The organism is Chryseobacterium sp., from assembly GCF_041914225.1.
In the GTDB taxonomy this organism is placed as follows: domain Bacteria; phylum Bacteroidota; class Bacteroidia; order Flavobacteriales; family Weeksellaceae; genus Chryseobacterium.
Map to the genome: position 1 here is coordinate 125,977 of NZ_JAYSDT010000002.1, position 20,874 is coordinate 146,850.

19 protein-coding genes and 1 tRNA gene are annotated in these 20,874 nt (G+C 37.2%); 12 read left to right on the top strand and 8 right to left on the bottom strand.

Annotated features, from left to right (window positions below):
• Positions 1–46 precede the first annotated feature (46 nt).
• The 5 genes from ACE3RB_RS01550 to ACE3RB_RS01570 all read left to right on the top strand — a co-directional run bounded on the left by ACE3RB_RS01550 (position 47) and on the right by ACE3RB_RS01570 (position 3,660).
• Entirely contained in the window at positions 47–415 is a 369-nt protein-coding gene (locus ACE3RB_RS01550) for a four helix bundle protein (protein WP_374462571.1), read from the top strand.
• Between the two features lie 108 nt (positions 416–523).
• A complete protein-coding gene (locus tag ACE3RB_RS01555; RefSeq protein ID WP_374462572.1) occupies positions 524–2,299 on the top strand; it encodes an acyl-CoA dehydrogenase family protein in 1,776 nt (591 codons plus the stop codon).
• 153 nt (positions 2,300–2,452) lie between these two features.
• Positions 2,453–2,767 (top strand): hypothetical protein, encoded by a 315-nt coding sequence (locus ACE3RB_RS01560; protein WP_374462573.1) that lies wholly within the window; start codon positions 2,453–2,455, stop codon positions 2,765–2,767.
• Between the two features lie 30 nt (positions 2,768–2,797).
• Positions 2,798–3,133 carry a YegP family protein gene (locus ACE3RB_RS01565; RefSeq protein WP_002979847.1) on the top strand — a complete coding sequence of 112 codons (336 nt, stop codon included), beginning with the start codon at positions 2,798–2,800 and terminating at the stop codon, positions 3,131–3,133.
• A gap of 80 nt (positions 3,134–3,213) precedes the next feature.
• On the top strand, positions 3,214–3,660 hold the full coding sequence (locus ACE3RB_RS01570; protein ID WP_041461800.1) for a phosphohydrolase: 447 nt from the start codon (positions 3,214–3,216) through the stop codon (positions 3,658–3,660).
• Here ACE3RB_RS01570 and ACE3RB_RS01575 read toward each other — a convergent pair.
• Positions 3,657–4,373: a DUF2490 domain-containing protein gene (locus ACE3RB_RS01575; protein ID WP_374462574.1), complete on the bottom strand. Its 717-nt coding sequence runs from the start codon at positions 4,371–4,373 to the stop codon at positions 3,657–3,659. The genes ACE3RB_RS01570 and ACE3RB_RS01575 overlap by 4 nt on opposite strands.
• Positions 4,374–4,444: 71 nt before the next feature.
• Positions 4,445–6,259, bottom strand: coding sequence for a TonB-dependent receptor plug domain-containing protein (locus ACE3RB_RS01580; RefSeq protein ID WP_374462575.1), 1,815 nt, complete (start codon positions 6,257–6,259; stop codon positions 4,445–4,447).
• A gap of 639 nt (positions 6,260–6,898) precedes the next feature.
• Between ACE3RB_RS01580 and uvrA the strand changes: the two genes are divergently transcribed.
• Both uvrA and ACE3RB_RS01590 read left to right on the top strand, forming a co-directional pair.
• Positions 6,899–9,691: an excinuclease ABC subunit UvrA gene (gene uvrA, locus ACE3RB_RS01585; RefSeq protein ID WP_374462576.1), complete on the top strand. Its 2,793-nt coding sequence runs from the start codon at positions 6,899–6,901 to the stop codon at positions 9,689–9,691.
• A 78-nt stretch (positions 9,692–9,769) separates the two neighbouring features.
• On the top strand, positions 9,770–10,537 hold the full coding sequence (locus ACE3RB_RS01590) for a methyltransferase domain-containing protein (RefSeq protein WP_374462577.1): 768 nt from the start codon (positions 9,770–9,772) through the stop codon (positions 10,535–10,537).
• Between the two features lie 186 nt (positions 10,538–10,723).
• On the opposite strand, the gene ACE3RB_RS01595 is transcribed toward ACE3RB_RS01590, so the two are convergent.
• Entirely contained in the window at positions 10,724–11,365 is a 642-nt protein-coding gene (locus tag ACE3RB_RS01595; protein WP_374462578.1) for an NAD(P)-dependent oxidoreductase, read from the bottom strand.
• 337 nt (positions 11,366–11,702) lie between these two features.
• On the opposite strand from ACE3RB_RS01595, the gene ACE3RB_RS01600 reads away from it, so the two are divergent.
• Together ACE3RB_RS01600 and ACE3RB_RS01605 are read left to right on the top strand one after the other, a co-directional pair.
• The gene (locus tag ACE3RB_RS01600; RefSeq protein WP_374462579.1) at positions 11,703–12,812 is read left to right on the top strand and encodes an epoxide hydrolase family protein; all 1,110 of its coding nucleotides are present in this window, start codon (positions 11,703–11,705) and stop codon (positions 12,810–12,812) included.
• Between the two features lie 163 nt (positions 12,813–12,975).
• Positions 12,976–13,593, top strand: coding sequence for an alpha/beta hydrolase (locus ACE3RB_RS01605; protein WP_374462639.1), 618 nt, complete (start codon positions 12,976–12,978; stop codon positions 13,591–13,593).
• Between the two features lie 306 nt (positions 13,594–13,899).
• Here the strand turns inward: ACE3RB_RS01605 and ACE3RB_RS01610 are convergent.
• A tRNA-Arg gene (locus ACE3RB_RS01610) sits at positions 13,900–13,971 on the bottom strand.
• A gap of 445 nt (positions 13,972–14,416) precedes the next feature.
• Positions 14,417–15,712, bottom strand: a complete 1,296-nt coding sequence (locus ACE3RB_RS01615) for a deoxyribodipyrimidine photo-lyase (protein ID WP_374462580.1) — start codon at positions 15,710–15,712, stop codon at positions 14,417–14,419.
• A gap of 188 nt (positions 15,713–15,900) precedes the next feature.
• On the opposite strand from ACE3RB_RS01615, the gene ACE3RB_RS01620 reads away from it, so the two are divergent.
• Both ACE3RB_RS01620 and ACE3RB_RS01625 read left to right on the top strand, forming a co-directional pair.
• Positions 15,901–16,143: a hypothetical protein gene (locus ACE3RB_RS01620; protein ID WP_374462581.1), complete on the top strand. Its 243-nt coding sequence runs from the start codon at positions 15,901–15,903 to the stop codon at positions 16,141–16,143.
• 115 nt (positions 16,144–16,258) lie between these two features.
• Complete coding sequence (locus ACE3RB_RS01625; protein WP_374462582.1) at positions 16,259–17,809, top strand: serine hydrolase domain-containing protein; 1,551 nt, start codon at positions 16,259–16,261, stop codon at positions 17,807–17,809.
• A gap of 7 nt (positions 17,810–17,816) precedes the next feature.
• Here the strand turns inward: ACE3RB_RS01625 and ACE3RB_RS01630 are convergent, their stop codons facing one another.
• The gene (locus ACE3RB_RS01630; protein ID WP_374462583.1) at positions 17,817–18,581 is read right to left on the bottom strand and encodes a hypothetical protein; all 765 of its coding nucleotides are present in this window, start codon (positions 18,579–18,581) and stop codon (positions 17,817–17,819) included.
• Entirely contained in the window at positions 18,578–19,072 is a 495-nt protein-coding gene (locus ACE3RB_RS01635; RefSeq protein ID WP_374462584.1) for a MarR family winged helix-turn-helix transcriptional regulator, read from the bottom strand. Before ACE3RB_RS01635 ends, ACE3RB_RS01630 begins: the two co-directional genes overlap by 4 nt.
• A 143-nt stretch (positions 19,073–19,215) precedes the next feature.
• Here ACE3RB_RS01635 and ACE3RB_RS01640 point away from each other — a divergent pair, with 143 nt between their 5' ends.
• Positions 19,216–19,605 carry a hypothetical protein gene (locus tag ACE3RB_RS01640; RefSeq protein ID WP_374462585.1) on the top strand — a complete coding sequence of 130 codons (390 nt, stop codon included), beginning with the start codon at positions 19,216–19,218 and terminating at the stop codon, positions 19,603–19,605.
• Between the two features lie 45 nt (positions 19,606–19,650).
• On the opposite strand, the gene ACE3RB_RS01645 is transcribed toward ACE3RB_RS01640, so the two are convergent.
• Complete coding sequence (locus tag ACE3RB_RS01645; RefSeq protein ID WP_374462586.1) at positions 19,651–20,811, bottom strand: MFS transporter; 1,161 nt, start codon at positions 20,809–20,811, stop codon at positions 19,651–19,653.
• Positions 20,812–20,874: the final 63 nt, after the last annotated feature.

Here is a 20,874-nt window from a genome sequence, read left to right on the forward strand (position 1 = left end):
TAGAGAATAGACGGATAGATAATAGACTTAAAGACACCAAAAATGTATGAATGATTTTAAGAGGCACAATTTTAAGAAGCTTAAAATTTGGCAAATGAGTATGGAATTATCAAGATTAACTTTAGATTTTACAGATACTTTTCCGACTTATGAAAAGTATGGTTTGAAAAATCAAATGGACAGATGTGCAATTTCAATTCCATCAAATATAGCTGAAGGTTCAAGCAGGACGAATAAGTCTTTTAGTCATTTTTTAGATATTTCTTTAGGTTCTTCATTTGAATTGCAAACACAAATATTGTTAGCAAATCATAGAAAATATTTATCTGATGAAAAAACTGAAATCTTTGAAATTAAGATTGAAGAATTTCAAAAAGCAACAATGGTATTTCAGAATACTTTAAACAGAGATTAAGAAAAAGACTAAGAGATAATAGACCGAAAGAAAATAGACAAGGATGAAAGTCTATCATCTATTTGTCTATTTTCTAAATGTCTCAAAAATTAAATAACAAAATAACATATGGCTACATTAAAAGGCGGGGAATTCCTGATCAAACAAATTCCTGCAAACGAAATTTTCAGTATTGAAGAACTGAATGAGGAGCAAAAGATGCTTCGTGATTCAGCAAAAGAATTCATAGACAGAGAGGTAGTTCCTCAAAAAGAGCGTTTCGAAAAGAAAGATTATGCATTTACGGAAGAAACAATGCGTAAACTGGGCGAAATAGGAATGTTGGGTATCGCTGTTCCTGAAGAATACGGAGGCCTTGGAATGGGATTTGTGACCACAATGCTTGCCTGCGATTATCTTTCCGGAACAACTGGTTCTTTGGCAACAGCTTACGGAGCGCATACCGGAATCGGAACCCTTCCTATCGTTCTTTACGGAACCGAAGAGCAAAAGAAAAAATACCTTCCGGATTTAGCAACAGGAACAAAATTCGGGGCTTACTGTCTGACAGAGCCTGATGCAGGTTCTGATGCCAACTCAGGTAAAACAAGAGCAAAACTTTCCGAAGACGGAAAACATTATATCATCAACGGACAGAAAATGTGGATCTCTAATGCAGGATTTGCAGATACATTTACATTATTCGCTAAAATTGATGATGATAAAAACATTACCGGATTTGTAATCAACAGATCTGAGCTTGAAAACCCTGAAAGTTTAACTTTCGGTGAAGAAGAGCATAAATTGGGTATTCGTGCTTCATCTACACGCCAGGTGTTCTTTAATGACATGAAGATCCCTGTGGAAAATCTTTTAGGAGAGAGAAACAACGGTTTTAAAATCGCTTTAAATGCATTGAACGTAGGCCGTATCAAATTAGCTGCAGCGTGTCTTGATGCACAGAGAAGAATCTTAAACCACTCTATCCAGTACTCTAACGAAAGAAAGCAGTTTGGTGTATCAATTTCCACTTTCGGGGCTATCAGAAAGAAAATTGCTGAGATGGCAACCGGAGTGTTTGTAAGTGAGGCTGGTTCTTACAGAGCTGCTAAAAATGTTCAGGATAAAATTGATGAATTGGTAGCAGCGGGACTAAGCCACCAGGAAGCAGAATTAAAAGGAGTTGAAGAATTCGCTGTAGAATGTTCAATCCTTAAAGTATTTGTATCTGATCTTGCCCAGCACACGGCAGATGAAGGAATTCAGGTATACGGAGGTATGGGATTCTCTGAAGATACTCCTATGGAAGCTGCATGGAGAGATTCAAGAATTTCAAGAATCTATGAAGGTACGAACGAAATCAACAGATTGTTAGCAGTAGGAATGCTTATCAAGAGAGCCATGAAAGGTGAATTAGACCTGCTATCTCCTGCAATGGCCATCAGCAAAGAATTGATGGGTATCCCTTCATTTGAAGTTCCTGATTATTCAGAATTTATGAGTGAGGAAAAAGCAATTATTGCTAACCTTAAGAAAGTATTCTTAATGGTTTCCGGAGCTGCTCTTCAGAAATATATGATGGATATTGAGAAACAGCAGCATTTATTATTGAATGCTTCTGAAATCCTGAACCAGATCTATATGGCGGAATCCGCAGTATTAAGAGCAGAGAAACACTTCTCTCCTGATTCTGTAGAAGCAGCTATGGCTCAATTGAACCTTTATAAAGCGGTTGAGAAAATTATCACTGCTGCTAAGGAAGGAATCGTATCTTTTGCTGAAGGAGATGAGCAGAGAATGATGCTTTCCGGTTTAAGAAGATTCACGAAGTATACCAACCACCCTAATGTAGTAGCTTTAACTGAAAAAATTGCTGCCCATTATATTGAAAAAGGATCTTATTAGTCTTTAATAACATAAATTTGATTTAAAACGCCTCATTTTTTTGAGGCGTTTTTATTTTTTACCACTATCTGTTATTACTAACATTGAATTTATCGTTATCTCATAAATATAATTCAAAAAAAATCAGTATTTTTATTTTAAATTAACAAACTGATGAAAACATTATTACTCCCCCTTTTCTTTATTTCCCTTACGCTTACAGCACAAAAAAAGGATAATCCAGTACCAGTTCCTGAATCAGATACCACAAAAATGCTCAATAAGGATAAATTGCCGGGATATTTTGCGCTAAAATCAGATCACCCACAGAAAGAACTGTATAAAATACTGACCCTTACCCCTAAAGATACAACCCTTTATCTGGCTTTAAAAGAACCTGCAAAAGATTATTCAAAATATAAAATTCCGAATGCCATTACACGGGAAAAACTCGATATAAACCCGAAAAAAACAACACAACACAAATAAAATAAACAACACCAACTAAAAACTATTACCATGGGAAAATTTATTATCTCAAAACGGTCAAACGGTGACTTTCAATTCAACCTTAAAGCAGGAAACGGTCAGGTTATTTTAACCAGCCAGGGATACAGCACCAAACCTTCATGCGAAAACGGAATTACATCGGTAAAAACCAACGCTCAGGAAGATTCAAAATTTGAAAGAAACACAGCCAATGACGGCAGATGTTATTTTAACCTGAAAGCAGGAAACGGACAGATCATAGGAACCAGCCAGATGTACGAATCCGATAATGGCATGGAAAACGGAATAGAATCTGTAAAAAACAATGCTCCGCATGCTCATATAGAGGATGAAACAACGATGTAAAAATCATCTGAAATATTATGGATAAAAATGCTTTAGTTTTTAAGGCATTTTTTATTTTTGTACTCTATTTTTCATTAGAAATGACAAAAGAAGAATTACTGAATAAAGCAATCAAAATCGCCGATAAGGCTCATAAAGGACAAACCGATAAATACCATGCTCCATACATTGCCCATGTAATGCGTGTAATGAACTATGGTAAAACACTGGATGAAAAAATTGTTGGGGTACTGCATGATGTGGTAGAAGACCATCCACAGGAGTTTAGCCTGGATTATTTAAGATCGGAAGGGTTTCCCGAATATATTATCTTCGCCATCAGCTGCCTGACAAAGCTTGATCCGGAAGAAGATTATGATGAATTTATCAAAAGAACAGAAAGATCTCTTCTTTCCGTTGCCGTAAAACTGAATGACCTTCGTGACAATATGGACCTTAGAAGAGTAAACCGGGAGCTTACTCCTAAGGATATTAAAAGATTCAATAAATACCTTAAAGCCTATCGTTATCTGATAGAGAAATATTAATCTGCTCCCGGAAAATCGTAAGTTTTCGTATGGTGGTCTGTTCCGTCGATGTTGATGTTTAATGCAAGGTAGATAAAATGTAGATTTTTATTTCCTTTTGCTTCAAATTCACGCTGCCACAGATAGCCACTCAAGATACCGAAATAATCATCGATCTGATAGCCGAAACCGCCATAGACTCTGTTTCTGGCAAAAGTAGGCTTCATCGGAGAGACAAAGAAAACCTCGTCATACGCATTGGCGAAAACAGTTCCTTTCTTGATGGTTTTGGCATTTAAAGGAACACTTACGTTCAGACGGTACCTGTAACGCATTCTCTGGGAAGTCTGATCTGTTTTAGGCTCATAGAACCAGCTCTTTTCAGCACGGAAACGGTTTTCAAACTTCACGATGCCTTTTTTAAGATCAATAACATCCTGAAGCCATACCCTGAATTCTTCCCTGCTTAAACTATGATCCTTATAATTGACGTATCTTCCCAGTCCTATGAAAGGTTTATGGTTTTTGGTGAGATTATACCCCAATCCTCCTTTTATTTCGTAATAATCAGGGTATGTATAATCTTCATTACCACGCAGCTGTCCTTCTGCATACAGGAAAAATTTAGGATGAAACTTATAGGTCAGAGTTACTGCATTGAAGCTGGAAATGTGTTCCTGTGCTTTAAAAAAAGAAATTCCAAGTAGTAAACCTAAGCCTATAAGACGTTTCATAAAAAATTTTTGCAAATGTATATTTTTTAACAATTTGTTAATATTAACTTTCATTAATATTAAATTAACAGCTACTTAATATTAATCGTATAAGAAAACCCTATGTGGAACCACCTTTGAGGCATTGCCACACCAAAGGCTTCCGTATAATTTGTATTGGTAAGATTGTTAATCAGCACATAAACAGAGTAATCTTTCCCAGCAAAGCTCAGTTTCTCATCTACCAGATTATAAGTTCCCAGATTTACTCTCTCATTATAACGGTAAACAAGCTCATTGACAAAGTTTTTCAGGAATCTGACCTCCAGCTTCGAGATAAACTGATGTTTCAGATTATCCAGAACATACCTTGAAACCAGACCTTCTTTTTCTTCATATTTACTGTCAATATAAGTATATCCTACCGTATATTTCAGCCAGTCAACCGGTCTGTGGCTCCACTCTGCTTCTATTCCTTTCGTTTTGATATCTCCTACATTCTGGGCAAACCATACTTTATCACTGATATCATTTTTCACCCAGTCGATAGAATTACTGGAATTTCTTAGAAATCCACTGATTTTAGCTAAAATCCTGTTGTCCTGATATTGATATCCTACCTCAGATGAAACCGCATTTTCAGGCTGCAAATCAGGATTTCCCTGTTCTGTTCTGCTCACATAATACAGTTCGGTAAAGGTTGGTATACGATGTACTTTTGCAATATTTCCGTAGATTTTATTATTGGCATTAAAGTTATATCCTACGTCCAGCCCCGGATAAAAGAAATTACCTTCCTTAGAATAATTGGCCCACGAAATCCCCGGACTGATATTCAGTTTTTTGTCCAGTAATGAAAAATGATGTTCAAAGAAAACCTGGGAAACAAAACGGTTTCTATTCCCTAAATTACTGCTCGCCAGAAACTCTTTTCTAAGCTCAACTCCAATTCCGGTTGTTCCCAATCCCCACTGGTAGCTGGAATTTACTTCCCCGCCTACATTATTCCCGATATGCATATTTCTGTAAAAGTCAGGATTCCATCTGTCATAAAGATACATATCCTGCCCTCTTCTCCAATACACATTTGAGTTAAGTTTAAGCTTTCCGAAAGTCTGCTGGTGAGCCACACTTACAATAGAAGCCTGCGTCTCCTCATACTGTTTTGTGGCAGTACTGGAAGCATAAAAACCATTGGCCCCGAATTTCTTTTCTGAAAAACCAGCCTGTACTCTTACATCTCCGTTTTTGATATTCAGTTTTCCCTGGTAAAATACATTCCTGATTTCGTAATCCGTATTGAACATATAACCTTCTGAAGAAGCAGAATTGGCCTGAAGAGAATTGGTAAACTTCTCATTTCCCACCTGTGCACTAAATCCAAGACCATATGAGCCGTAATCTCCTCCTTCCGCACTGATCTTCACTTTTTTTCCTGGAGCAGTTTTCGTAATGATGTTAATAACTCCGGCATAAGAAGCGTTTTGCCCGAAACGTCTTGCAGCCGGGCCTTTTATCACTTCTATTTTTTCTACATCATCCAGATCTACCGGGAGATTCATATTATTATGTCCGGTCTGGGAATCATTCATCCTGATGCCATTCAACAACAGGAGAACCTGTTCAAAAGAGCTTCCACGGAAACCGATATCACTCTGCACGCCATTGGCTCCTCTCCTCCTGATATCCATTCCCGGCACCTGCTGAAGAATTTCGTCGATACTTTTGGCAGGAGAATTTACAATATCTTCTCTGGTAATAACACTGATGTTCTGGTTGGCGCTTTTATAAGGTGTAGAGATAAATTTTCCCTGAAATTCAATGCTTTCAATATCTGTTGTCTTTTCCTGTGCATTTACCCAAAGTAGAGATCCCAGAAAAAAAGCACTTCCTATCTTTTTGATCATAATCGTTTCCGTAGTTTTTTTAACAGGCTCCAAAAGTAAGGGAGTTCACCAAGACAGGCAAATGATAGTTGTCATAAAAAAAGATGCAACATTATGCTGCATCTGTGTGAGGGAGTAATTTCTATCTTTTTCTCATTAAATGTGTAACTAGATCTCTGAATAATTTTCTCATTTCTATATTACATATTTACGGGTACAATTTTAAATAATTTTACAATATAAACAATAGTTAAATAAAAAAATACAACATATTAAAAAAAATTAGATAAAATACCCTAAAATAAATAGTCAAATAAAAGTAAGTCCGTAAAACAAGCTCTTTTTTATTGTTTTTTGAGAAGTATATTCCGATTTTAACGGTCAGATTTAACATTCGCTATAACAATTTTTAACAATAAGATATACATAAGATTTTCACTAAAATTTCGTAATTTTGTGGGTCTTAATTTTACGATGAAAAACATTCTTTTTCAACTGTATATTGAAACAGCATTCTAAAAAATATTGCTGCGAACTGACAGACGAATTCAGGAATATATTCAATGTTTCAATTGATGACAGCCCTGGCATATACTGAGGCAAAACACCATTATTCTGACAGCCTTATTGCTGTACAGATACTTTATGAATAAACAAAATATGGCTAACACAACAGAAATAGACATAAAAAAACAGATTTTTGTTAAGAATGCACATCTTAACAATCTGAAACATATAGACGTCCTGATCCCGAAGAACAAACTGATCGTTATTACCGGGGTTTCAGGAAGCGGTAAATCATCTTTGGCTTTTGATACCATTTATGCAGAAGGACAGAGAAGATATGTTGAAAGTTTAAGCTCCTATGCCCGTCAGTTTTTGGGAAAATTAGAAAAACCAAAAGTAGACGACATCAAAGGGCTTGCACCGTCTATTGCAATCCAGCAGAAGATAATTTCATCCAATCCCCGTTCTACTGTAGGAACTTCTACGGAGATTTATGATTATATGAAGCTTTTGTTTGCAAGGATCGGAAAAACTTTTTCTCCCGTTTCCGGAGAAGAAGTAAAAAAAGATTCGGTTTCCGATGTGGTAGATTTTATTAAAGCATCCCAAAAAGACAGTTCTTTCCTGCTGACAGCGCCACTGGAATATGATACGGATAATTTTAAAGAGACTTTAAATGTTTTAAAACTGGCAGGTTTCACAAGACTTGAAATTAATGGAAATATAGCAGGCATTGAAGATCTGGAAAGTTTTGGTTTTACCCCTGAAAAAGGTATGACCATCAATCTTGTGATTGACCGTTTTTCATATGAAGAGGATGAAAGCTTTTTACAAAGGCTTGCGGATTCTATTCAGATGGCATTTTATGAAGGACGCGGTTATTGTTCATTGAAGAACACAGATACCGGAAAGGTGAAAGAATTCTCTAATAAATTCGAGCTGGACGGAATGGAATTTCTTGAACCAAATGTCCACTTTTTCAGCTTTAACAACCCTTACGGAGCATGTCCGGCATGTGAAGGATACGGAAAGGTCATCGGAATTGATGAAGATCTTGTCGTTCCTAACAAAACACTGTCGGTCTACGAAGATGCGGTGGTATGCTGGAGAGGAGAAACCATGAGTGAATGGAAAAAAGATTTCATCAAAAAAGCGGGTGACTTCCCTATTCACAAACCTTATCACCAGCTAACAAAAGAACAGAAAAACTTCCTTTGGAAAGGTGATGGCAGGAGTAATTTCCCATGCATCAATAATTTCTTCAAAATGCTTGAGGAAAACCTCTATAAAATCCAGTACAGGGTAATGCTTTCCCGCTACAGAGGAAAAACCCTTTGCCCGACATGTGAAGGATTGAGACTTCGTGAAGAAACAAGCTGGGTAAAAGTAGACGGGCATAATATCCAGTCGATGATCGAGCTTCCTCTGGATGAGCTCGCTCCGCTGATCAATGGACTCAAGCTTTCAGAGCACGATAAAGAGGTTGCAAAACGGTTATTATATGAAATTACAACCCGTCTGGAATTTTTATTAAAGGTAGGATTAGGATATTTGACCTTAAACAGGACTTCCAATACGCTTTCGGGAGGAGAAAGCCAGAGAATCAACCTTGCAACAAGCCTGGGAAGCTCATTGGTAGGTTCTATTTATATTCTGGATGAACCTTCTATCGGGCTGCATTCCAAAGATACTGAAAATCTCATCGAAGTATTGAAAAATCTCCGTGACCTTGGAAATACCGTCATTGTAGTAGAACACGGCGAGGATGTGATGAGAGCAGCAGACTACATTATTGATATCGGGCCGGAGGCTGGTTATCTTGGTGGAGAGCTGGTATTTTCCGGAGATTATAAGGATCTGAAAAAAGCCAACACCCTTACTTCAGAATACCTTACAGGAAAATTGGAAATTGAAGTACCGCAAAAACGAAGAAAAGCAAAAGAATGGATTCACATTAAAGGTGCCCGTCAGAATAACCTTAAGAATATTGATGTAGACGTTCCTCTGGAAAACCTTGTTGTAATCTCGGGAGTTTCAGGAAGCGGAAAATCTACTTTGATGAAAGAGATTCTTACCAACGATATTCAGATCCAGCTTGGAATGGGAGGTAAAAAAGGAGATTATGATTCTGTAGAATTCCCGAAAAAACTGATTAAAAATATTGAACTGATTGACCAGAATCCGATTGGAAAATCATCCCGTTCAAACCCGGTAACTTATCTGAAAGCCTACGATGATATCAGAGATCTGTTTGCCAAGCAGAAAGTAGCCAAAATGATGGGTTATAAGCCTAAACATTTCTCTTTCAACGTAGATGGCGGAAGATGTGATGAATGTAAAGGAGAAGGTGTGATCAACGTTTCCATGCAGTTTATGGCAGACATCGAGCTTGAATGTGAGGTTTGTAAAGGAACACGATTCAAAAACGAAATTCTTGAAGTGAAATTTGATGAGAAAAATATTTCAGATATCCTTCACATGACCGTAGATGAGGCGTTGGAATTCTTTAAAGATAACAATGAAGAAAAAATCGTAACGAAGCTGAAACCTCTTCAGGAAGTAGGTTTGGGTTACCTTCAATTGGGACAAAGCTCATCTACCCTTTCCGGAGGTGAGGCTCAGCGTGTGAAGCTGGCTTCGTTCCTTGTAAAAGGAGTAACAACAGACAAAACGCTGTTTATTTTTGATGAGCCTTCTACAGGACTTCACTTCCATGATATTCAGAAACTGCTGAAATCATTACAGGCACTTATCGATCTCGGACATTCGGTGATTGTTATTGAGCACCAGCCTGATATCATTAAATGTGCCGACTATATTATTGATATCGGTCCGGAGGCAGGAAAGCATGGTGGAGAAGTTGTTTTTGCAGGAACTCCTGAAGATCTTACTAAAAACAAGAAATCTTACACTGCAAAATATATCAAAGAAAAACTTGAACAATAAAAAAATCGGCTGTTTTAAAAACAGCCGATTTTTTATTCAGATTATCTATCTTTATTAAACCATTACAAAAATTATTTTATGCCCTGGAATCCCGAACTATACGATCAGTACAAAGATGTGCGTTACAAACCTTTTTACGATTTAGCTGCACTAATCAAGCCTGAAAACAATATTAAAGCGATTGACTTAGGCTGCGGTACCGGAGAACAAACCTCCATCCTGACAGAAAAACTAACAGGTTCTGCATTTTTAGGAATTGACTCATCAGCAGAAATGCTTGAAAAATCGAAGAAGTATGAAAGTGATAATCTGCATTTTAAGCTCCAGACTATTGAAGAAGCAACACAATCTGGCCAGAAGTGGGACCTTGTCTTCAGTAATGCCGCTTTGCAGTGGGTGGATGATCATGAGACTTTATTTCCTAAAATCATTGAACTGTTATCACCAGAAGGCCAGTTAGCCATACAGATGCCTGTTCAGAATGAAAATATACTGAATCAGATCCTGGCGCAAATGACAGATGAAGAACCTTATGCATCTTATCTGAATCATTTCAAACGGGATTCCCCGATACTTTCCATGGATGATTATGCACAGATATTATTTGACAACGGAATTCAGGATATAGAAATCTTCCAGAAGGTTTATCCTATTATTGCAGATGATCACGAAGCTTTATATGCCTTTATCTCAGGAACTGCATTACTGCCTTATCTTGAACGTCTGGAAGGAGAACAGAAAGAAAGTTTCATCACCGAATTTAAATCCCGTATCGCAAAAAGATTTACAAAATATCCGGCCATTTATGCCTTTAAGCGTATTCTGATGTATGGGCGTAAGAAATAAAGATCTTTATCTATTAATAAGCTGTCACGATTTTGTGACAGCTTATTTTTAGCATTCTTTAATTTTTCAGATTGAGGTTGTTTAAACTTTTATATTCATTATTTTAACCACAAAAGGCGCAAAAGTTTTAAACACTTAGGTTTTTTCAGAACCAAACCTTTTGTGACTTTTGTGGTTTGGTAAAGTTTAAACAACTTTATTATATAAAAACGGACTCTTCCGTATAAAATCAGAATTCCCGATCTGAGAAACCAAAAACCCGGCAAGATCCGCAGCACTGATATTCTCTCCCTTACAATCTGTCAGATTTGCTTCAGTTGTGAAGTTTTCATCTGTAAGGTTGATTAATGGTAACCTGATCAGAGTCCAGTCCAGATTACTTTCCAGAAGGAGTTCATATTCTTTTTGCTTATCTGCAGTAGTTTCAGGATAGTTTTGATACATCCATTCTGTAGCCATTTTTACTCTTTTATTTTTTTGATCGGATAAGGTATTTACGCTCAATCCGGTAGTGACAATATACCGGGTGATTCCATATGAGTTCATTGCTTTAATTATATTTTTCGCAGCATCACTAAAGATAGACTTCTCCCCTTTTGGCTGGCCTAAAGTACTTATAACAAGATCAGTTTCCATGATCAGTTTATGGACAGCTGCTTCATCCCTCGCGTCTCCTTTCACCGTTTCAATTAAAGGATTCTGAAGAGTAAAGTTTTCAGGATGCCTCAGTAAAAGCTTAAGAGAATGTCCTTTCTCAAGAAGGTGTTTTACCAGATATTGTCCGGATTTTCCCGTTCCGCCGATAACGGCAATTGTATATGTTTTCATAATGATTTTTTTTAATAGTAAACATCAATAATCAAAAGCAGACTATCCGCAAATGACCATTGATAAAGCAAATAACACATTGTTTTTGCTTTGATAATGATATAATAATGTATTGGGTTCAGAACTTTGAACCTAAGATTTCAGGGGTCAGAATACACCCTGAACAAGAGTAATATGTATTACGAGATTTTAATGAATTAAAGTTACATTTTTTTCAGCATTAAAAAATCAAAAAATTTATGATTTTGACAACACTTTATAAAACATAAAGTATTTAACTTTGATAACAATCTTACTATCAACACATTCCACCTACACCAAATAAAAATATAATTATATGGAACCATTTACTGTTAACATTCCTGAATCGGTAATAACCGACCTGAAAGCCCGTTTACAAAATACCCGTTGGCCCGACGAACCGGAAAACGCCGGCTGGCATTACGGAACCAACAAAACCTATCTGAAAGAACTTATTCAATACTGGATCAATGATTATGACTGGCGGATCAATGAGCTGCAGTTGAACCAACATCCTCAGTATACAACACGTATAGACGGTATTCTGATTCATTTTCAATACATCAGGGGAAAAGGTCCCAATCCTAAACCCTTAATCCTTACTCATGGCTGGCCGGACAGTTACTACCGTTTCCATAAGATCATTCCATTGCTCACAGAAGGTGAACAAAGCTTTGATCTGGTTATTCCTTCCATCCCGGGATTCGGATTTTCTGATAAAACAGCTGTCAGCAGTGAAAAGGTAGCAGATTTATGGAAAAAGCTGATGACTGAAGTACTTGGATATAAAAAGTTCTGTGCTGCCGGAGGAGATATAGGCATGGGAGTTGTAAAATCTCTGACTTCAAAGTATCCTGAAGTCATGGAAGCCGTTCATCTTACAGACGTAGGATATCCAACAGGTCAGGAGGATCCGTCAACAATGAGTGAGGAAGAAAAGAAATTCGCGCAGTTTGTGCAGCAATGGTGGTATAGTGAAGGTGCTTATGCGATGGTACAGTCTACCAAACCTCAGTCGCTTGCGTACGGCCTTAATGACTCTCCTGCAGGACTTGCAGGCTGGATCATAAGTTTTGTGAACACAGGCGCCCCTCCGGAACTCATTGAAACTGCATTTGGCGGAAAAGACGAAATGCTTACCAATATTATGATCTACTGGGTAACCCAAACCATAGGTTCTTCTGCCAGAATGTATAAGGAAGACGCAGCTGCTTTATGGAGCGGAACTCAGGTTCATCAGAAAAGTAGCGTGCCCGCAGGTGTGCTTGTATTTCCCCGTGAAGCTCAGTTTCCCAAAGAATGGGCAGAACGGTTTGTAAATGTAACCAGCTTTAAAAAAATGGATGAAGGAGGACATTTTGCCGCACTGGAATTACCTCATATATTTGCAGACGAGCTAAGGTCATTCTTTTATTCTGTCATATAAAAATCAAACCATGAAATATTCCATATCTGCTATTTTTACAATTCCTTTGTTGATCACAAGCTGTTCTGTTCAAAAAAAGAAAACTGAACACAAGGATTACGAGGTATAACTGGATACCTTAACCCTGTTTGATCAAAGCAGACACCGTAAGATTCCGGTTGCCATTTATCAGCCTGAAACCAATAAAAAGATTCCCAACCAACAAGTGATTATTTTCAACCATGGATATGGCTTCAACAAAGGCGGAGATTATTTTGTTTATTCTTATTTAACGGAAAAGCTGGCTTCAAAAGGATATTTCACGGTAAGTATTCAGCATGAACTTGCGACAGACAATTTAATTCCTACGGAAGGAATTCCGCAGATCGTGAGAAGACCCTTCTGGCAAAGTGGCTCGGACAATATTCTGTTTGTGATTAATGAACTTAAAAAAACAAAACCTGATCTCGATTTCCGGCATCTTACCTTAATAGGACACTCCAATGGCGGTGATATGGCTGCATTGTTCAGCAACCAGCATCCTAATATGGTGTATAAGCTGATCACAATGGATAACCGTAGAATGTTTCTGCCGAGGACTTCCATACCTAAAATTTATACTTTACGTTCCAATGATTACCCGGCGGATCAGGGCGTATTGCCTGATGAAGGAGAACAGAAAAAATATCATATCACAGTGCAGCCTACTTTGATCAATCATGATCATATGGATAATAAGGGAAGTGATGAAGAAAAGCGGACCCTAAATGATTTTGTCTTACAATATCTTTCACAGCAGTAGTTTTCAAGATGCTCACAAGTTATCCACAAAAAAATGTGGATAACTTGTGAATTTTAACATTTAATTCATATTTCGTATTAAAATTATCACTACATTTACTATGTAATAAAAATCGAAGTGGAAACTTTATTTGCTTTTCTTACTACTATTGAAATTGCAATTAAATTTGAAATAAAAATTTAAGCACAGCATTGTCGGCTGTGCTTTTTATTGTTGTCTAATTAAAAAAATGAGATGTATTATCTACTGGATCTGCCCCTAAAGGGCAGATTCTTTTATCTATATACCCTTTTGTAACATGGATTGTAGCCCCACCAGGAATCGAACCTGGATCTAAAGTTTAGGAAACTTCTATTCTATCCATTGAACTATGAGGCCTGGTTTGAATAATAAAATTACAAATTATTCTCCAAAAGAATAATATACCGCAGAATCTGATATTTAAAAATCTTTTACAAAAAAACCTCCCAATATATCAGGAGGTAAAAAATGTCTCTTTTCAAACAATTTTAATTATCGTTCCAAATATAATACCTCCGTATTTTTACGGTTATGATTGTAGTCATAACTCTACGGAAAACCGTAAGATCTGTGTAGCAATCTTTTCTGATTGATATTTTTCCTGATTTTAGAATTAGTTTATCAATATTTTTGAGATTTCCACAAAAAAACCTCCCGAATCACTGAGAGGTCATACTGTAATTTGTCAGAAATATGAAATTTTCAATGGGCCAAATATAATAAGCGCTTATATCATAGGAATATGATCTCAATCATATGGCAAGGAGTAAATCTGTTCCAGATAACATTTTTATTGATCATATTATGCCAGTGCTTTCTTATACTCAGATAAAGCTCTTTCACGGGCGAACGTATGTTCTACTATGGGTGAAGGATATTCAGGAGTATTCCATTCGGGGAGCCATTTTTTAATATACTGCAGGTCTTTATCAAACTTTTCAGCCTGTGCTGTCGGATTAAAAACCCTGAAATAAGGTGCTGCATCACAGCCGCTTCCTGCCGCCCACTGCCAGTTCCCGTTATTGGCTGCAAGATCATAGTCATTCAGTTTTGAAGCAAAATAGGCTTCGCCCCACCTCCAGTCTATCAGCAGATGTTTACATAAAAAACTTGCCACAATCATCCTCACGCGGTTATGCATATATCCTGTCTGGTTAAGCGCTCTCATCCCGGCATCTACTATGGGATATCCTGTTGTTCCTTCGCACCAGTGTCTGAACTCTTTTTCGTTATTCCGCCACTGAATATCATCATACTTTTCTTTAAAAGACTGATGAACAACGTGCGGAAAATGATATAAAATCTGCGTAAAGAATTCACGCCAGATCAGTTCCGAAAGCCATACAGCATTATGCTTCAACGCAAAAGCCACACATTTTCTGATGCTGATGGTTCCAAAGCGCAAGGCAATTCCCAGCTGTGTTGTATGCTGTAATGCCGGATAATCACGGTATTGGTCATAATCATCAATAATGGAAGCATCCAGAACAGGCTTAGAAAATTTAAAATCTGTTTTTTTGAAACCAATTTCCTCTAACGTTAAGATATCAGAGTATACCTGTGAAAAGAGGTTTTTAAAATTTAATGTAACCGATTGATAATGTTCAGGCGTTAATAATTCCCGCCATTTCTTTGTATAAGGCGTGTACACCGTGTATGGAGTGCCGTCTTTTTTAACAATCTGGTCTTTATCAAAAATCACCTGATCTTTACAGGCTTTAAAAGGAATCTTCTTTTCAGTAAAAAAATAATAGATTTCCTTGTCTCTTTCAATCGCCTGAGGCTCATAATCCCGGTTACAGAATACACTTTCAATATCATATTCTTCAGACAATTTCCTGAATATTTCAATAGGTTTGCCATAGTATGTATTGAGCTTTGAATGGTATTTTTTTAATGAAATATTGATCTCCGACAAAACCTGGTGAATATAATCAACCCGCCGGTCTTCTTTATCTTCCAGCTTTCCGAGAATATCGGTATCAAATATAAAAACAGGCATTACCGGAGCACCTGACTGAAGCGCATAGTGGAGTCCGATATTGTCTTCCAGCCTCAGATCACGTCTCAGCCAGAACAGGGTGATTTTACTTTTCATGATTTTTCAAATTCAAACTACTTCTATTATTCCTTTGTCTGGAATGTTCTCACAAAAGATAAAGATACTGATTATCGCATAAAATCTTAAGATATACCTCAATTAAGCTTTATCATATCAATTTATTTGACCATATCCATTAAAATTTCCGATCTTTACAGGGATTTAAAAGAAAGAACCTCTCAGCAATGGAAGAATTTGAAGTACCGGTAACTTATAAAGGGCAGGACCTGCTTTTCAACGGAAAGCTTGCTACTTTCTCTTATGGTTATAAACTGTATGTGGATGTTGATGGAACTGAAGTTGTTATTGAACGCGATGACCACGGCGACTTAAGAGCTCTTCTGCCAGATGCTGCCTCAGAAAAAAACGTAGATAAGGGGCTTATAGAAGCAATTGTTGAGGTATTCAGAGAGCTTCAGGTTTTATAGAAACAGGCTAGGAAAATAACCAGCCTCTGTAAAAAATATTTCATTGCAAAGCTGAAAAAAACTGATTAGCTTTATTTTCAGAATAAATCACTGTTTACATCTAACATAATGTGATATGAGAAAACCTATTTTTCTTTTTCTGATTATGATCTCTCATTCGCTTTCTGCACAGCAAAGCAATGTAAAACAATTCATCACAGGACTTGATTCTATTCGTACTCAGTTAAATATTCCTGGAATGGCCGTTGCTGTAAAACAAGGAAACACAATTCTGCTGAAGCAAAGTTATGGATATGTAGATTTGGAAAAGAAAATTCCTACTACTCCGCAAACAACCTTCCGTGTGGCATCAGTAACTAAAACACTGACCTCTACTTTGGTCATGCAGCTTGTAGAACAAGGAAAACTAAATCTGGATGATCCGATTACCAAATATGATATCAACTTAGAAAATTCTTCAATCACAGTAAGACAACTACTTACACATACTTCTGATGGAACACCCGGAAAGTATTTTCAATACAATGGTTATCGTTATGGTTTATTAGGTCCTGTTCTTGAAAAGATAACCGGTATCCCTTTCTACCGTTTAATAACAGAAAGAATACTTATTCCCGTAAGTATGGTTTCTTCTGCTCCATCAATCTCGTTGAGTCAGTTTTATGAATACAAAACAATCAATCCTGCAATTCTTCCGTTTTTTGACACAGCATTCACCAGATTAGCAAAACCCTATGAATTGACCGGCCCCGGAACAGTGAAACGCATTGAATATCTTAATGAATTCGGAGCGTTTGGAGGTCTTATTACTAATGTCGAAGACTTATTGAAATACTCTGATGCTATTGACCATAATCTACTGCTTTCCCAATCTACTCAAAGGCAGGTTTTTACTCCAAACCGAACTGATAATGGTGCTATAACACCTTACGGGCTGGGTTGGTTTGTACAGTCTTATAAGAATAAAGACTATTACTGGCATTACGGGCAGACTCAAGGTGAATCAGCTCTTTTTGTGAAAGTCCCTTCTTTAGGACTTACCTTGGTAGTCTTATGTAATACCGATAAACTTAGCCAACCATTTCCACTTGGAGACGGGGATCTGTTCATGTCTCCCGTTGCCAGTTTATTTTATCATTGTTTTATTAATACTGCAGCTCATGATCCCGAACTTAGAAAGAAAGAATTAATAAGTCAGGCTTCAATCGCTATTGTAAAAGGAGATTCCCTGAAAGCTCAAAAACTTTATGGTGAATACAGAAATATCAATAATAAAGATAGTAAGGCCTTGATACATTCTGGAAAGGTCATTGCAGAAATAAGTAACGTCAGTATTAACAAAAATCTTAGCCATTCATTTACGCTAATAAAGCCTGTTTCAGTAAAAGTATATGGTGTAGGTGAAAATTGCTCAGGAGACAGCAGTTCATGGTGTGACTATGGATGGATAGAAGACCATTCAGGAAAAATCATATGGCAAATGCAAAAGCAACCCGCTCTTCATGCCGGTGGAGCATTGAAAAATCAAAAGGTTGCTCAAAAAATCATTTTACCTGCCGGAAAGTATACACTTCATTATAAATCGGATTCAGGACATGCTTTTAATCATTGGGATTCACTTCCTCCGGATGATGCTTTCTGGGGAATTATTCTTTCAGAAGAGTAATAATTTATTATTCGAAAACAACATAGTTTACTTTATCAACACCCGTATTTCCTGTTTTCTCGTGATAAGCGTATAGCACAAGCTCATAATTACCGGGAGAACTGATGATATGACTTCCTTCAAAAAGGTTGGTTGAAACCAAAGACATATCTATGTTTTTCACAAATTTTCCGTCTTTCTTCAGGATCCCTTTTACTTCAATTTCATCAGAATTCCATACACCTCCTTTATCAATGACACATCCGCACATCATAACAATATTGGCCTGGAACTGAAAAGGTTTGTCTTTAATGCTGTTTAATGCAATATACTGATGGGTTCTTGGCTTCAGAATATCAATAATATACCCCGGAATTTCAAGGATAATTCCTTCCCCAAGAATATGCTTCCCGGGAATCAGCCACAGTTCTGTACTGACAACCGCCTGTGCCTGTTTACTGTTCAAAGGAGAAATCACTTCTATATTCACAAATGTAGGTTCATCAATATCTACCGCAGCCATAAAACCTCCTGTCTGCTCATCTGCAATGGAGTTTCCTCTGATTTTAGGCGTTTTCATTATCAGATCTGTGTTTCCGGTGCTTCCTGAAGTTTTTCCTTCCGCCAGTATTCTTTGATTCAGTTTATTTCTGATAATAATGTGTGCTCCTCCCAATGAGGTTCCGATGAATTTGGCATCCCTTGCTTTGGCCCTCACCATGATTTTTGTTTCCGTTGCAGAAACCATCATATGGGAAAAAATGAATGCTGTGATAAGAAGTAATGTTTTCATGATACGTTTGATTTTAAATATTCTTTTTTGAAACGATGATGGAAAGATTCATTTTTCAGCTCCTGATCGATATGGTCCAGATACGTGAAAACCGAAAGATCATCCGATAATACTTTCAATATGGCTTTTTCACAGCTGTCCCATACCTTTTCCAGCTCAGGCAGCATTTCTATTGCTTTATGTGATAATGAAATCATCTGCTTCCGTTTATCCACACTGTCTTTTTTGATAGTCAGATAACCCTTTTCAGTCATTTTTTTAACGATGACCACTACGGAGGGATGAGAATATCCCAACGATTCAGCAATATCGGTAATTGAAATTTCCCCTTTCTTCTGCAGCAGCATGAAGATGAGATACCAGTTCGGTTCTACATCAATTCCGAATTCTTTATAAAATTTTCTGACATCATGAGACATCCGGTCACTGATTCTCTTCAGCCTGCTGTCTAAAGCTTTATATCCTAATTCTTTAATAAAGTCAAAATCCATTTGAAATATATTTACAGCAAATATATAAAATATAAAGTCAACTATATAGTTAACTTTATATTTTTTTGATTGCCGTTTTGAAACAATTAGTATTATTTTCCGAAAAGCCGCATGAATACCAAAAAAATATAATACTTTTAAGCATGAAGCATACAGAAAAAATCATTTGGGAGATTGTAGAATTCCATAAAAATATTGAGAAATGGTTCCAGGGTAAAGCAGAAAACCAGGAAAATCTTTACAGAAAACTGTTGTCAGGATTCTCGCCGGAATTCAAAATGCTTAATGGAAATGGTGATACAGTCACTTTGCCTATGCTCTCCGATTGGCTTCCAACCGTATTCGGTAAATTTCCGGAACGTACTATCCAGGTAGAAAACATAGAAGTAAACCATTCTGAGTATCATGGACTTGCTACCTATACTGAAACCCAGATTACGGGAGAAACTGTTACCAGAAGAGCATCATCAGCCGTTTTTCTGCTCAATGAAGAAAAAGCGCTTTGGTTTCATCTCATAGAAGAATGGATATAAATTTTCATATGATAATCTCCTGACAGATATCAAAATGTCCTGAAATCAATTCTTATTCCTGAATACTTTCATCTGTCCGGCCATTACAGCAAGCAAAATTCCAAAGCAGGCAAAAAGAGCATATGAATACCTGAGATCAAAACTTCCAGCAATATATCCGATAAGAGGCGGTCCTATTAAAAATCCTAAAAATGAAATGCTGGATACAAATGACAGTGCAATACTCGGAGCTACCGTACTCACCTTTCCCACCGTACTGTAAACAGACGGAACGCTCAGGGAACTTCCAAGTCCGATGATCATGAAAGCGATAATGCAGATCCAGAGCTCCGGGAAGAAAACACTAAGAAAAAGCCCTCCGCTCATCAGTAACCCGCAACATTGCAGAACAATCTTTTTCCCGTATTTTTCAATAATTCTGTTTCCGATAAACCGACCTAAAGTCATCATTAAAATAAAACTCGTATACCCCAATATAACAAGATTTTCAGGTGCTTTAACTATAGTCTGAAAATAAACTCCGCTCCAGTCAAACATAGCCCCTTCAATTGCCATACTCAGGAAGCCTATAATTCCCAGTCCAACCAATGTAGGATTTACAGATTTAAAAATTGAACGGGTCTGCGGCTCCGCTTTATGGATAATATTGGTCAGATTCTGCCGGCTGTATAACCAGAGTATTCCTACAAGAAGAAAAATAATCACGAAGTGATAAAAAGTTCCCACATGAAGATTGATCATCAATAAGCCGAGAACTGCTCCCGTAAGCCCGGCAAAACACCATGCTCCATGATAAGAAGAAAGAAGAGTTCTTTTGGTAAGAGATTCTATTTCGATTGCCTGAGTATTAATTGCAATATTGCACATGTTCCCGGATATTCCAAAGAAGAACAGAACCGCTGCGAGAGTCCAGTAGGAAGGTGATAAACCGATCAGTAAAAGAAAAAAAGGATATAGCAAAAAACATCTTTTAATGATCCAACTGCTTCCGTATATACTGATCAGCTTCCCAGCCAGAACCATTGTGGAAAGCTGCCCGATCGGCATCAGAAGTAAAAGTGTTCCTAATTCTGCCTCACTGATGGAAAGGGCATTTTTAATGATAGGAATCCGGCTGGCCCAGGAAGAAAAAACAAGTCCGTGGGCAAAGAAAAGTAAGAAGCAGGCTGTCGGGATTTTTGCATTAAAAGATTCTCTCTCATTCATTATACAGGGTGATAAAATTCCATTGCAAAGTTAAATACACACATCTGTTAAAATATAATCCGT